A 14,225-nucleotide genomic window follows, 5' to 3' on the forward strand; every position below is an offset into this window, starting at 1 on the left:
TTATTTTGCCTCCATATCTAGTTGTTCGTCCATATTTAATTCTAATAATTCAATGTAGAAGTGACTTGTTCTTTTTAAAATTGGGTATGCTTTACCACGTGAGTGAGGTTGAAATCTTTTTAGAGTAGGACCTTCGTTTACTAAAATTTTTGAAACTACTAATTTAGTAGCATCTAAACCAAAGTTGTTTGTTGCGTTAGCAATAGCTGAATTTAGAAGTTTAAGAATAATTTCTGAAGCCTTTTTATTTGTTGTTTGTAAAATCACTAATGCTTGTGTAGCTGATTTATAACGAATTAAATCTGCAACTAATCTTGCTTTTCTTGCGCTGATTCTTTGCATTTTAACTGATGCTTTAACTACTTGTGCCATATTATTTCTTTCCTTTTGCTTTATCTGCTCCATGACCATTAAATGTTCTTGTTGGGGCAAATTCTCCTAATTTGTGACCTACCATGTCATTGGTTACAAATACATCAATAAATGCATGACCATTATGAACTTGGAATGTTAAGCCAATAAATTCAGGGTAAATTGTTGAACGTCTTGATCAAGTTTTAATTGGACGTTTAGGAACTTTGTTTTCAATAATAGCAACTACTTTTTTCATTAAATGATCATCAACAAAAGGCGCTTTCTTTAATGAACGAGACATTATTTACTTTCCTTTCTTCTTCTAATAATAAATTGGTTAGATGATTTTTTAGTTGCTCTGGTTTTAACTCCAAGAGCTTTTTTACCTCATGGTGTCATTGGTGATTTTCTACCAATTGGTTGTTTACCTTCACCACCACCGTGTGGGTGATCATTAGGGTTCATTGCAGAACCTCTAACTGTTGGTCTGATTCCTCTTAATCTATTTCTTCCGGCTTTACCGATGTTAACTAATGAATGTTCTTCATTACCAACTTCTCCGATTGTAGCACGACATACACCTAGAACTTTTCTAACTTCACCTGATTTTAATCTTAAGATGATGTATTTTCCTGATTCATCCTTACCTAAAATTTGTGCTGAACTACCAGCTGAACGAGCGATAATTCCACCTTGTTTTGGTTGTAATTCGATGTTGTGAACAAATGTACCTTCAGGAATATTTCCTAATGGTAAGTTATTTCCGATTTGAATATCAACATTTTCACCTGAAACAACTTTTTGTCCAACCTTAATGTTTTTTGGGCTGATAATATATCTTTTTTCCCCATCACGATAAACAATTAATGAAATGTTTGCTGATCTGTTTGGATCGTATTCGATTGTTTTAACAGTAGCTTCAATTCCATCTTTGTCATATCTTTTGAAATCAATAATACGGTAAAATCTTTTTAATCTACCACCGTGGTGACGAGTTGTAATTTTACCTTGGTTATTTCTTCCTGAATGTGAAGGAAGTGCTACAAGCAATGATTTTTCTGGTTTATGTCCAGTTAAATTTGCTTGATAGTCAAGAGAAGACATATTACGACGACCATTTGTATAAGCTTTAAATTTTTTAATAGCCATTGTTTTTTCTTTCTCCGTTTCTTAAAAATATTTTATTTAGTTTGTCTTTTAAGAATTTAATCTATTTTTTTAAAATTAATCTTATAGGTTTTCAAAGGTTTTCAAGATTAATTATTTTTCTTCAGCTTTTTTAGCTTTTGCTTCAGCTGCTTTTTTAATTTTTTCAGCAGCTTTCTTTTCAGCTTCTGAAATTTCTTTAACTTCTGCTACTTTTTCAGTTTTTGCTTCGTTTTCAACTGCTTTTTTTGCTTCATTTGCTTCTTCTGCAAATAAAACAATTTTTGAATTTTCATCTAAGTATACAATCGCTTTTTTAACTGCGTTTGTAAAGCCAGCAAATCTACCTAATTTAGCAGGTTTTTTATCATAATTAATGATGTTTACTCTTTTTACTTTAACATCAAAAATAAATTCAACAGCCTTTTTAACTTCGATTTTGTTTGTTCTTTTATCAACTACAAATGTATAAACGTTTTGATTAGTTCTAGCAATTTCAGATTTCTCTGTTAAAACTGGGTATTTAATAACTTCATTAATGTTCATTATTTTGCCATCCCTTCTAAGAATTTAATATCTTTTTCGCTAATTACTAATACATCAGCAGCAACTAAAGCTTCAATTGATAAAGATGTTACTTTTGACACATTTACATTTGGTAAGTTTTTAGCTGATTTGAAAACAACTTCATTTGATGAAACAATTAAAACATTATTTAAGTTGATTAAATCATCTTTGTTTAATTCAACTAATAAGGCTCTTGTTGAAATTTTGTCTAATTCATATTCTCTAACTAAAACAGCATTTGCGTTTGCTAACATTGTTAATGCTGAGAATAAAGCATTTTTTCTTGCTTTTTTGTTAATTTTTAAATTGTAATTTCTTTCAGTTGTAGGACCGAATGCTCTACCACCACCAACAAAAATTGGGCTTCTTAGTGATCCAGCACGTGCATTACCGGTGTGTTTTTGTGGTCATGGCTTTTTACCAGTTCCGCTAACTTCACCACGGTTTTTAACTTTATGAGTTGCTAAACGTTTTGATCCTCTTTCAACTAAAATAGCATCGAATACTGATTGTGTGTGAATTTTTTCTAATCCAAAAACACTTTTTGGTAAATCGTTATTTTCTTCTTTTTTAGCAGCTTTTGCAACTGATTTATCTACTAAGTTTTCTTTTTCAATAAATTCAATAGCATTTTCATTTTCAACATGAGCTTCTAAAACTCTGTTTGCAATGATTCTAGCTTTTTCTAAATTAACACTTCCGCTATATGCTCCATTACGGTGGAATCATACACGTGTATCATTTTCAGATTTTTCACTAACATTAATAAATTCATTAACTGCATCTATAAAGTTAGCAAAATTTCCTGAAACTTTTTCTTTAGCTTTCTTGAAATTAAATGAAATATTTCTGTCTTTGTCAAATGTTTCTGAGATATAGTATTTATCAACTACTGTAGCCATAATTATTTATCTCCTTCTGCTGCTTCAGCATTAGCAATAGCATCTTCTAAAGCTTTTTTCATTTCTTTTAATGACATTTCCATATTTAATTCAAGGTTATATTTTTTAGCTTGTTCAAAAATTTCATTTTTAGCTAGAGCTTCTTTTAAGTTTACTAATTTAATTTCAGCTTTCTTTTGAACTGATTTTTTAGCATTTTTAATAACTAGTAATGCACCTTTAGCTCCAGGAACACTTCCCTTAACTAATAATAAATTGTTTTCAGCATCACTTTTTACCACTTCTAGGTTTTGAATTGTAACTTGTTCAGCTCCAAGGTGACCAGGCATTGTCATACCTTTTCAAACTCTGTTTCCAGAAATATCACCAATAGAACCAGTTTGTCTAATAGGTTGTGAACCACCACCACCACCATGTGATTTAGGCCCGATGTGTTGGTTTCATCTTTTAATGGTTCCGGCAAAACCTTTTCCTTTTGAAATCGCCGTAACATCAACAACATCTCCACCTTCGAAAATTGAGGCATCTAATGTTTCACCTAAGTTAAATCCTGACATGTTACGGATTTCTTTTACGAATCGCTTAGGTGTTGTATTTGCTTGTTTGAAATAGTTTACTTCAGGTTTCTTAATTTGAGATTTTTTCTTATCTTCTAAACTAAGTTGTGTTGCAACATAACCGTTTTTTTCTTCTGTTAAAACATTAGTAACAACATTTGGTTTAACTTCAACGATAGTCACAGGAATTAATTTACCTTCGCTTGTGAATAGTTGAGTCATTCCAACTTTTCTTCCTAAGATTCCTTTCATTTTTTTCCTTTCGATTTGTTTATTTTGTTGTTCAATTTAAAAAAGTGTGTTTATACATATACACGTATATATTTAAAAAAAATAATAATCTGTATTATGCTACAGATTTAACACTAATTTGAACACCAGCAGGTAATTCAAGTCTTTTTGCCTTATCGATTAATGTTTCAGAAACATCTGATAAAACAATTAGACGTTTGTGAGTTCTGCTTTCGAATTGTTCACGAGATTTTTTGTTGACGTGAACAGATCTTAAAATGGTAACAATTTCTTTTCTTGTAGGTAAAGGAATTGGCCCACTTACTGTTGCTTTTTCAGCTTTTGCTAGTAGAACGATTTTTTTAGCAGCATCATCTACTAATCCAGCTTCAAAAGACTTAATTTTAATTTCTAATTTTGCCATGTTTGTTCTCCTTCTTCATTAATGAAGTACTCCGCATAAGTTCTCAATAACCGAGATGAACAACTAAGCTCGGCATATCGTAACCTTATGTTTCTTTGCATAGTTGCTTATTAATTATAACAAAAACAATTTTTTTGTGTTTTTTTTACAAAAAATATTAGCTAATGAAAATTAAAAATATGGCGTTCCAGTATACGTAAGTAATCTGGCTCCATATTTTTAATTTTTACAGTAAAATTTTTTACATTTTTTTTGCACAAAAGTTTTTATTTATAATATAATATATCTTGCAATATTTGCGGAGGGGTAGCGAAGCGGCCAAACGCGGGTGGCTGTAACCCACTTCCTCACGGTTCGGGGGTTCGAATCCCTCCCCCTCCACCATTTTGCCCTTTAGCCAAGTGGAAAGGCAGCGGTTTTTGGTACCGCCATCCGTTAGTTCGAATCTAACAAGGGCAGCCATATCATTAAGTTGATTAATAAAAGTCCAAATTTGGGCTTTTATTTTTTTAAAATTTAAATAGTTTAATTTAATTAAAAAAAAGACAATTTTATTTTTGCCTTTTTTCGTTTTGTTATTTAACAATGATATTTAAAATCTTGTTTTCAACATATATAACTTTTACTATCTCTTTATTTTCAATTCATTTTTGAATCGAAGGTAATTCAGTGGCGTTTTTTATAACTTCTTCCTTATTTCAAGTTGGAAAAATTTCAATTTGGCCTCTTACCTTACCATTAATTTGAACACCAATTTGGGCATTTTTAACTAAAATCTTGTTAGTATCTGCAAAAGGTCATTTTTGTTCTTGCAACGGTTTTTCACTAATCATAGCTAAAAATTCTTCAGAAATATGTGGTGCAAAAGTAGATAATAAAATAGCAAAATTTTTAATTATTGTTGTTGAATTTATTACCTCTAAACTAGATAAATAATTTATAAACACCATAAATTTACTAATCGCAATATTAAACTTATATTTTTCAATATTTTCATTAATATCTAATATTAGTTGATTAATTTGACTATCTAATTCTTTATTTTCAACAGTTAAATCAATATTATTTCTTAACCTATCAATAGTTGCATATATTTTATCTAATCATTTTCTTATTCCATTTAATGAATCAGTATTTCATGACTTAGATTCAGTTAAAGGTCCCATAAACATTTCGTAAAGTCTTAAGGCATCTGCACCATGTGATTCAACTAATCCATCAGGATTAATTACATTTCCTAAAGATTTGGACATTTTTTGTCCATCAGGTCCTAAAATTAAACCTTGATTAATTAGTTTTTGGAATGGTTCTTTAGTATTAACAATACCTAAATCATATAAAAAGCGATGTCAAAATCTTGCATAAAGTAAATGTAAAACAGCATGTTCTTGACCACCAATATATAAATCAACTGGCATTCAATTTTCAAATCTTTCTTTAGCTTCTTTACTATCTAAAGGTAGATAAGATCCATCAGGATTTTTTAAAATATAAGCTAAAAAGTATCAACTTGATCCAGCTCATTGAGGCATAACGTTTGTATCATGATGATATTTCTTTCCATTAATTTTTACATCCAATCATTCTGAAACATTAGCAAGAGGGCCTTCTGTTGATCCAGAAGGTTTAATATTATTTATTTCTGGTAAGCTAACTAATTCTTTTACTAAATAAATGTTATTATCTTCATCAAATAAAACAGGGAATGGTTCACCTCAATATCTTTGACGTGAAAATACTCAATCTCTTAATTTGTAATTAGTTTTCTTTTCAATAACATTTAAAGTTTTTAATTCTTCATAAATTGCTTTTTTAGCATTTTCAATATCCAAACCGTTAGCAACGTTTGAATTAATATGTTTACTATCTTCTAAATAAGGTAAGGTATCAGCTTCTAAAACTTGTTTAATTTTTAAATTATATTTTTGAGCAAATTCATAATCTCTTGCATCATGAGCAGGAACAGACATTACTGCTCCAGTTCCATAATTCATTAAAACATAATCTGATACTCAAATTTGAATTTTTTCATTAGTTAGAGGGTGAATTACATAAGCCCCAGTAAATAAACCGCTTTTTTCTTTATTTAATTGAGTTCTTTCAAGTTCATTTTTGGTTTTGGTAACTTCTAAATATTCTTGAATAGATTTTTTATTATCTAATGAACAAATTTTTAAAAGTAATGGGTGTTCTGGACTAATAACAATAGCAGACACACCATAAATTGTGTCTAATCTTGTTGTAAAAGTTTTTAAACTTTTATCTGAGTTAAAAATTTTTCATTCAACAACATGACCTTCTGATTTTCCAATTCAGTTTTTTTGCAATAATTTTAAACTCTCAGGTCAATCTAAATCATTTAGACCTTCTAATAATTTTTCAGCATAAGCAGTAATTTTTAAAACTCATTGTTTCATTGGTTTTTTAATTACTGGGAAGCTTCCTCTTTCTGAAACTTTTTGACCATTAACTTCGATAATTTCTTCATTTGCTAAAACTGTACCTAAACCTTCACATCAGTTAACATCAATTTCCTCAATCGAAGCTAAACCTTGTTTATATAGTTCTTTAAAAATTCATTGTGTTCATACATAAAATTTAGGATCAGTAGTATTAACTTCCTTATCATAATCATATGAAAAACCCATTAACTTTAATTGTCTTCGGAAATTATTGATATTTTTAATTGTAAATGGTGCTGGATGATTTCCAGTTTTAATTGCATATTGTTCAGCTGGCAATCCAAAAGCATCTCAACCAATTGGATGTAAAACATCAAATCCATTTAATCTTTTATATCTTGAAATAATATCAGTTGCTGTATAACCTTCTAAATGGCCAACGTGCAATCCAGCTCCAGAAGGATATGGAAACATATCAAGAATATATGCTTTTTTATTGCTTTTTTCAGTTGTTTGGAATGATTTATTTTTTTCTCAGAAATTTTGTCATTTTTTTTCAATTAATTTGTGATTATACATGTTATTAATTTTACATTAATATATTTTTTACTATATAAAATAGTAATTTTATTTTATTGCTTAATTCTAAAAGAAAGTATAAAATCAATTCGCTCAAAATGATAACACGCATATTTTTTTATTGAAATGTTGTAAAATTTATATATTATTTTTAAATAACATATAAAGAGGAAAAACATGGAAGATAAAAATAAAGATTATAAAAATACGTTATTAATGCCACAAACCGATTTTTCAATGAAAGCAAATCTAGCTGAAAAAGAAATTGTTTACCGCCAAAAGTGAGAAGAAAATAATTTATACAAAAAAATCTTAGAATCAAATAAAAACAACCAAAGTTTTATTTTACACGACGGGCCACCTTATGCCAATGGTAATATTCATGTTGGTCATGCTTTAAATAAAATTCTAAAAGATATTATTGTTAGATTCAAAAATATGCAAGGTTTTTATAGCCCTTTTGTTGCGGGTTGAGATACTCACGGCTTGCCTATTGAACATAAAATGTTATTAGAAAGAAAAATGACTGCTAAGGATTTTTCTATTTTTGAATTAAGAAAGGCTTGTGAAGAATATGCACTAAGTCAAGTAGAAAAACAAAAAGAACAATTTAAAAAACTTGCATTGTTGACTGACTTTAAAGAAATTTACATTACATTAGATAAAAAATTTGAAGCGCAACAATTAAGATTATTTAAAAAAATGATTTTTCAAGGTTTGATTTATAAAGATTTAAAACCAATTTATTGATCACCATCATCACAATCTGCATTAGCTGAAGCAGAAGTTGAATATGCTGATCATATTTCTCCTTCTTTATATGTTGCTTTTAAAATTATTGAGGGTAATGATGTTATTGATCCTGATGAAAACCTTGTTATTTGAACAACAACTCCATGAACTTTAATTGCTAACTCTGGGGTTGCAATAAATAAGGATTTTGATTATCTAAAAGTAAAAATTAATAATCAAGTTTATATTGTTGCTAAAGATTTATTAGAATCAGTAGCTAATATTTGTAAATGAGAAAACTATGAAATTTTAGGAGATAGTTTTAAAGGCGAAAAGTTATTAGGAATTAAATACCAAAGCCCAATTAATAATTTAGTTTGCCCTGTTGTAGAAGGTCACCATGTTACTTTAGAAAATGGTTCGGGTTTGGTTCATATGGCACCTTTATTTGGTGAAGATGACTTTATTATTGGAAATAAAAATAATCTAGTTAAGATAATGCATGTTAATGACGATGGAATGCTTAATAAAAAAGCTTATCAATTTACTGGTGTATTTTATGATGACGCAAATCCATTAGTAGGAAAATTTTTGGAAGAAAATAATTTACTTTTAGGATTTAAGAAAATTAAACACTCTTATCCACATGATTGAAGAACACATTTACCAATTATGTATCGAGCAACACCACAATGATTCGTTTCTCTAAAAAACATTAAAGAAAACATTATAAATGAAATTAAAAACGTAAAAACTTATAATGACTGATCAAAAACAAGATTAGAACTAATGCTTGAAAATCGTGATACATGATGTATTTCAAGACAAAGAAGTTGAGGTGTTCCAATTATTGTTTTTTACGACAAAAATAAGAATCCAGTTTTAGAAGAAGAAATTTTTGATTATGTAATTAATTTAATTGAAGAATTTGGTTCAAATATATGATACGAAAAAACCGTGGATGAATTATTACCAGAAAAATATAGAGGATTAGGTTTTAGCAAAGAAAATGATATTATGGACGTTTGATTTGACTCAGGTTCCACGTCGTTAGGTGTAAGACCTTCTGGAATCGAAGCGCCTTTCGACCTTTATTTAGAAGGTTCAGATCAATATCGTGGATGATTCAATAGTTCAATGATTAACTCTGTAGCATGGCGTAACAAGAGTCCTTTTAAAGCCTTCTTATCACATGGTTTTACTTTAGATGGAAAAGGTCGCAAAATGTCCAAATCATTAGGTAACACTGTTGATCCATTAGAAGTTGTTAATAAATATGGTTCTGATATTTTAAGATTGTGAGCAGCAAATTCAGAATATACAGCTGATATTACAATTGATAACAAGATTTTAGATCAAAACGTTGAAATCTATCGTAAATTAAGAAACACAATTAAATTTATGTTAGGCGGAATATCTGATTTTGATTTTAATTTTGTAGAATTAGATTCAATTCATGCTTTAATGATTGAAAAACTTAATAATTTGGAAGCTAAAGTTGTTAATTTCTATGATAACTATAAATTTGTTAATGTAATTAAAGAAGTAAACAACTTTATTATTGATTTAAGTTCATATTATATTTCAATTACAAAAGACATTTTATACTTAAACAAGGTAGATGATTTAGAAAGAAGACAAGTACAAAGTGTTTTTGCTAAGATTATTAAATCATTGATTCAAATTTTAGCACCAATATTACCAACAACGATTGAAGAAGTATACTCATATTATAATGAACCTAATAAATTAGAATCAGTTCATTTACTAAAATGAAATTTAAAAACGGAAATTTCAACCAAATTAAGTGATCAGTGAAATGAATTTTTTGAATTAAAAAATCAAGTTTATAAAATGATCGAAGACAAAATTAAATCACAAGAAATTAAGAGACAAAATGAAGCATTTGTTACAATAACAACAAATTCAGAATTTATCAAGTCTTTACCTTTAACTAAATTATTAATGGTTGCTAAATTAACTATTGGTGATGAAATGAAAGTTGAAAAATTAGAATCATATAAATGTTTAAGATGTTGAAACCACTTTGAAGCAAATGATTTTAATTTTGATCTTGAAATTTGTCAAAGATGCGAAGGTGTAATTGATGGAAGAAAATAAAAAAATAACCTATTTTTCTAAAGAGTATTGAAGAAAAAATTGAAAATTTATTTTAATAAACATATCAATCTTTTTTGCAATTTTAGGAAGTCTTTTACTAATCGATTTATTAACAAAAGAATTTATCTTTAGATGAAAAGATAAAGAAAATTTAATAGTTGATACAGATTATCAAAGTGGAAATGCTTTTATCATCTTTAAATCTGTTTTACACAAGGGAACGACAATTGGTATCTTTGAAAGTAATTTACCAGTTTTACATATAATTAGCTTTGTAATTGTTTTTGCCTCTTTATGAGGTGTAACATTTATTAAAGAAAAGAAATCAATTGTTATTACTTTCTTTTTAGCAATGGTTAGTGCCGGCTCACTAGGAAACATGGTAGATAGATTTTTGTTTGCTGGAGTTAGAGATATAATGAATTTCCCATGAGTCAACCAAGGGGTTTTAAATTTTGCTGATGCTTGATTAGTTTTAGGTGCTGTTGGTATTTTATTATCAATAACAATTATTAATTTAATTAACCACTTTAACCATAAGAAAGAAAAAGAAAAAATGTTAGAAAACAGCCAAATATAAAGATGGCTGTTTTTTTATTAAAGTCTAAATTATTGGTAAGTTTTTATAATCTCAGTCACTATATTCTTCGCTTTGATTATTACTTTTTTTATGATATTGAAGATAAGAAATAATTGTTGCAACAAAACCCATAATTGGAATAAATAAAGAAGTGCCAATAATGATCAATCTTGCTAAGGTTTTTTGTTTTTTTCTAAAACATCAAATCGCACATGGAATATTGAATAAGAATAATAAAAAACCAATTAATAAATAAGTTGCAATTGATACTAATAAAATAATAAGTGTTGTTGTTCCATCTGAATTTATTTCAAAAGGTGTTCCATATATAGAAAGATATATAGGCGCCACTATTAGTATTACCAAAAATATTAATGAATGAACTCCATTAATAAAAATAGATTCAAATCTAACCTTCTTTTCGTTTTGAACTCACATTAAATAAGGCATAAAACTCCAAAATATTAATATAGTAAAATTCTAATACATTTGATATATATTTTTTTGATTAATACAAAAAAAGAAAATAATCTTATTTTTTCGTCATTTTTTCCTATATTAATTAATTTTAATAGAAAATCAATTAAAAAATTAGTGGAGGTAAAATGGAAAAACTTAGTAAAAAAGAATGTGATGAAATTTCCGGTGGTTTTGCAATTAGTGCTTTAATTACTTCAATTGTAGCTGCAATTCCGATTGTAACTTCTGCAATTAGTTCTACTGTTGGATTAATAAGAAGTGTTAATTCTGCAAAAGGTGAAATTAAAACTAAAGATTTTAGTGCCAAGTGAGAAGATAGCGATAATAAAATTGGTTTTAATGTCGGTTTTCATTATTGTCTTTAAATATAAAAAACTAGGAAATATCCTAGTTTTTTATTATTAATTTTCTTTTGAAATAGTACTTATTTTCTTGATTTTTCTAATATCTTGTTAAATCTTTCTACACGACCACGAGCTTTAACATCTGTACGGTTTCCAGTGTAAAATGCATGACAATTAGAGCAAACATCTAAAGTAACTTTTTCAGCAGTTGACCCAAAAACGAATTCTGTGTTACATGATGAACATGTTGCATGAATTTCAGCATATTTTGGATGAATTTCTTTTTTCATAGAATGCTCCTTTTATGTTTAAATAAGTTAATTAACTAGCAAATATTTTACCATAAAAATATATATTTTTATTCATTAATATTTTTTCATTTTCATTCAACAACTTCAGGCATGTCATAGCCATATTCATAAATATAATCATTATGTTCTTGAATTTTTTGATCCATTAGATTTAAGAAATCTTGTGCTTCTTTACCATAGAATTTTGCAATAGCATCTTTTGCAATATGATATCTATCCATTTGACTTAATTGTCTAATATCAAAACTTGTAGTAATATCACCATTTTCTCTATAACCATGAATAATTAAATTTCTATTTTTTCTTGTAAAGAAAATATCTCTAATTAAACCTTCAAATCCATGGAAAGCAAAAACTACCAATTTATCTTTTGTAAATACTTGATCAAATTCATCATCGCTTAAGCCTCTTGGATCAACTTCTTGACTTCTAAGTTTTAATAAGTCAACAACGTTAACATATTTAATTTTTAATTTTGGAAAATGATTGTGAACAATCGAAATAGCCGCTAATGTTTCTAGATTAGGTTCAACACCTGATGAAACAAAAACAATATCTGGTTCCTCGTTTGATTTAACATTTGAAGCTCAATCAATTACTTTATAACCTTTTTCAACAAGCTCTTTTGCTTCATTCACATTAAAGAATTGTTCTCTTGGTTGTTTTGAGGCCACAATTAGATTAATAACATTTCTTTCCTTTAAAGATTTTTCCATTACAGCTAAAAGTGTATTTGAATCAGCTGGTAAATATTCTCTTATTAATTCAGGACGCTTATCAGCTAAATGACCTAAAAGACCAGGATCTTGGTGAGTATAACCATTATGATCTTGTTGGAATGCTGTCGAAGTAGCAATAACATTTAATGAAGGATAGTCTTTTCTTCACTTTAATTCAAGAGATTTTTTTATTCATTTCATATGTTGAGTTAACATCGAATCTACTACTCTTAAAAATGATTCATAAGATGCAAAGAATCCATGACGACCAGTTAGAACATAACCTTCTAAAAATCCTTCAGCTTGGTGTTCACTTAGTTGTGAATCAATTATTCTTCCTTCAGGGCCAACTCATTCATCATATTTGTTTGAATATTCTTCTAATCATTGACGTTTTGTAACATCAAATAAAGCAAATAGACGGTTTGACTTTGTTTCATCTGGACCAAACACCCTAAAATTATTTGGATTTTTAATAACAGTATCAGCCATATACTTGCCAAGTTCAACCATATCTTGACCTTTAATTTGACCTGGATAATTAATATCGATAGCAAATTTTTCTCAACTAGATAAATCTAATTCACGTACATTTATTCCGCCATTAGTAATTGGATTTGTAGCCATTCTTTGATTACCTTTTGGAGCTAAATCACTAATTTCAGGTAAAATTTTTCCATTTTCATCAAATAATTCTTCTGGTTTATAAGATTTTAATCATTTTTCAAGTTCTTTTATATGTTCTAATTTAAAAGCACTAACTGGTAAAGGAACTTGGTGGGCTCTGAAGCTACCTTCAATTGCTTGGCCATCTCATTCTTTTGGGCAAGTTCATCCTTTTGGAGTTTTACAAATAATAACTGGCCATTGTGGTCTTGTAGCATTTTGTGCACCTTTAATTTTAGCCTCTTTTTTAATTGCTAAAATTTCTTCAATGGCACTATCCATGATTTTTGCCATTTCTTCATGAACTTCTAGAAAAGTTTTTTCTTCACTTCATTCAAAAAAGTGTGGTTTTCATCCCATTCCTAAAAAGTATTGTTCAATTTCTTTCTTAGGTTTTCTTGCTAATAAAGTAGGGTTAGAAATTTTACCTCCATTTAAATGTAAAATCGGTAAAACTACACCATCATTAACGGGATTAATAAATGAATTTGAAAATCATCCCGAACATAAAGGACCTGTTTCAGCTTCTCCATCACCAATTACTGTAGCAGCAATTAAATCAGGATTATCAAGAATTGCTCCTGTGGCATGAGATAATGAATAACCTAATTCTCCACCTTCATGAATCGATCCAGGCGTTTCGGGTGCCGCATGGCTTGCGGTTCCACCAGGGAATGAGAATCTTTTACACATTCTTTTAATTCCGGCTTCATCTTGTGAGATTTGTGGATAAATTTCTGAATATGATCCATCAAGATAAGAGTTAGAAATCATTACTTGACCGCCATGTCCGGGCCCTTCGATATAAAACATGTTTAAATCATATTTATTGATAACACGGTTTAAATGAGTATAAATAAAGTTTTGTCCAGGGATTGTACCTCAGTGACCAATTGGATATAACTTAATATCTTCTTTGGTTAATTCTTTTTTTAATAAAGGGTTATTTCTTAAATAAATCTGAGCAACACTTAGATAGTTAGCTGCTCTAAACCATTTATCCATTAGTTCAAAATATTCTTTTTTATCAAATTTTGTTTTCATTTTGCCTCCATAATGTTTTTTGTTATAACAAAAATAGTATTAATATTTTACCCTATTTAATTTTAG

The 14,225-nt window shown here is 28.5% G+C and carries 14 protein-coding genes and 2 tRNA genes; 5 read left to right on the forward strand and 11 right to left on the reverse strand.

Translation table 4 applies throughout. The features are described 5' to 3' along the window. The 7 genes from rplV to rpsJ all read right to left on the reverse strand — a co-directional run bounded on the left by rplV (position 1) and on the right by rpsJ (position 4,181). A complete protein-coding gene (rplV, locus tag EXC38_RS01800) occupies positions 1 to 372 on the reverse strand; it encodes a 50S ribosomal protein L22 (protein WP_057247596.1) in 372 nt (123 codons plus the stop codon). Between the two features lies 1 nt (position 373). Next, on the reverse strand, positions 374 to 655 hold the full coding sequence (gene rpsS / locus EXC38_RS01805; RefSeq protein WP_004417019.1) for a 30S ribosomal protein S19: 282 nt from the start codon (positions 653 to 655) through the stop codon (positions 374 to 376). Next, positions 655 to 1,503 carry a 50S ribosomal protein L2 gene (gene rplB / locus EXC38_RS01810; protein ID WP_060823291.1) on the reverse strand — a complete coding sequence of 283 codons (849 nt, stop codon included), beginning with the start codon at positions 1,501 to 1,503 and terminating at the stop codon, positions 655 to 657. The genes rpsS and rplB overlap by 1 nt, the downstream gene beginning before the upstream one ends. Positions 1,504 to 1,614: 111 nt before the next feature. Then, positions 1,615 to 2,046 (reverse strand): 50S ribosomal protein L23, encoded by a 432-nt coding sequence (rplW, locus tag EXC38_RS01815; RefSeq protein WP_004417024.1) that lies wholly within the window; start codon positions 2,044 to 2,046, stop codon positions 1,615 to 1,617. Further along, the gene (rplD, locus tag EXC38_RS01820) at positions 2,046 to 2,969 is read right to left on the reverse strand and encodes a 50S ribosomal protein L4 (protein WP_129694614.1); all 924 of its coding nucleotides are present in this window, start codon (positions 2,967 to 2,969) and stop codon (positions 2,046 to 2,048) included. The genes rplW and rplD overlap by 1 nt, the downstream gene beginning before the upstream one ends. A 2-nt stretch (positions 2,970 to 2,971) precedes the next feature. Beyond that, positions 2,972 to 3,778 (reverse strand): 50S ribosomal protein L3, encoded by an 807-nt coding sequence (rplC, locus tag EXC38_RS01825; protein ID WP_129694615.1) that lies wholly within the window; start codon positions 3,776 to 3,778, stop codon positions 2,972 to 2,974. Between the two features lie 94 nt (positions 3,779 to 3,872). Beyond that, positions 3,873 to 4,181 (reverse strand): 30S ribosomal protein S10, encoded by a 309-nt coding sequence (gene rpsJ / locus EXC38_RS01830; RefSeq protein ID WP_004417032.1) that lies wholly within the window; start codon positions 4,179 to 4,181, stop codon positions 3,873 to 3,875. A gap of 300 nt (positions 4,182 to 4,481) precedes the next feature. On the opposite strand from rpsJ, the gene EXC38_RS01835 reads away from it, so the two are divergent. Beyond that, positions 4,482 to 4,565, forward strand: a tRNA-Tyr gene (locus EXC38_RS01835). A 3-nt stretch (positions 4,566 to 4,568) separates the two neighbouring features. Continuing rightward, a tRNA-Gln gene (locus EXC38_RS01840) sits at positions 4,569 to 4,643 on the forward strand. Between the two features lie 113 nt (positions 4,644 to 4,756). Here the strand turns inward: EXC38_RS01840 and leuS are convergent. Continuing rightward, positions 4,757 to 7,162, reverse strand: a complete 2,406-nt coding sequence (gene leuS, locus EXC38_RS01845; RefSeq protein WP_129694616.1) for a leucine--tRNA ligase — start codon at positions 7,160 to 7,162, stop codon at positions 4,757 to 4,759. A gap of 177 nt (positions 7,163 to 7,339) precedes the next feature. Here leuS and ileS point away from each other — a divergent pair, with 177 nt between their 5' ends. Continuing rightward, positions 7,340 to 10,015, forward strand: coding sequence for an isoleucine--tRNA ligase (gene ileS, locus EXC38_RS01850; protein ID WP_129694617.1), 2,676 nt, complete (start codon positions 7,340 to 7,342; stop codon positions 10,013 to 10,015). Beyond that, positions 10,002 to 10,595: a signal peptidase II gene (locus EXC38_RS01855; protein ID WP_129694618.1), complete on the forward strand. Its 594-nt coding sequence runs from the start codon at positions 10,002 to 10,004 to the stop codon at positions 10,593 to 10,595. The genes ileS and EXC38_RS01855 overlap by 14 nt, the downstream gene beginning before the upstream one ends. 24 nt (positions 10,596 to 10,619) lie before the next feature. On the opposite strand, the gene EXC38_RS01860 is transcribed toward EXC38_RS01855, so the two are convergent. After that, positions 10,620 to 11,045, reverse strand: a complete 426-nt coding sequence (locus EXC38_RS01860; RefSeq protein WP_004417108.1) for a hypothetical protein — start codon at positions 11,043 to 11,045, stop codon at positions 10,620 to 10,622. 155 nt (positions 11,046 to 11,200) lie between these two features. On the opposite strand from EXC38_RS01860, the gene EXC38_RS01865 reads away from it, so the two are divergent. After that, positions 11,201 to 11,440: a hypothetical protein gene (locus EXC38_RS01865; protein WP_060823298.1), complete on the forward strand. Its 240-nt coding sequence runs from the start codon at positions 11,201 to 11,203 to the stop codon at positions 11,438 to 11,440. A gap of 59 nt (positions 11,441 to 11,499) precedes the next feature. Here EXC38_RS01865 and rpmE read toward each other — a convergent pair whose 3' ends face one another. Both rpmE and EXC38_RS01875 read right to left on the reverse strand, forming a co-directional pair. Further along, positions 11,500 to 11,709, reverse strand: a complete 210-nt coding sequence (gene rpmE / locus EXC38_RS01870; protein ID WP_004417112.1) for a 50S ribosomal protein L31 — start codon at positions 11,707 to 11,709, stop codon at positions 11,500 to 11,502. Between the two features lie 68 nt (positions 11,710 to 11,777). Further along, on the reverse strand, positions 11,778 to 14,159 hold the full coding sequence (locus EXC38_RS01875; protein WP_129694619.1) for a phosphoketolase family protein: 2,382 nt from the start codon (positions 14,157 to 14,159) through the stop codon (positions 11,778 to 11,780). Between the last annotated feature and the right edge of the window lie 66 nt (positions 14,160 to 14,225).

Origin of the sequence: Mycoplasmopsis arginini, from assembly GCF_900660725.1 — a bacterium.
Classification (GTDB): Bacteria; Bacillota_I; Bacilli_A; order Mycoplasmatales; family Metamycoplasmataceae; genus Metamycoplasma; species Metamycoplasma arginini.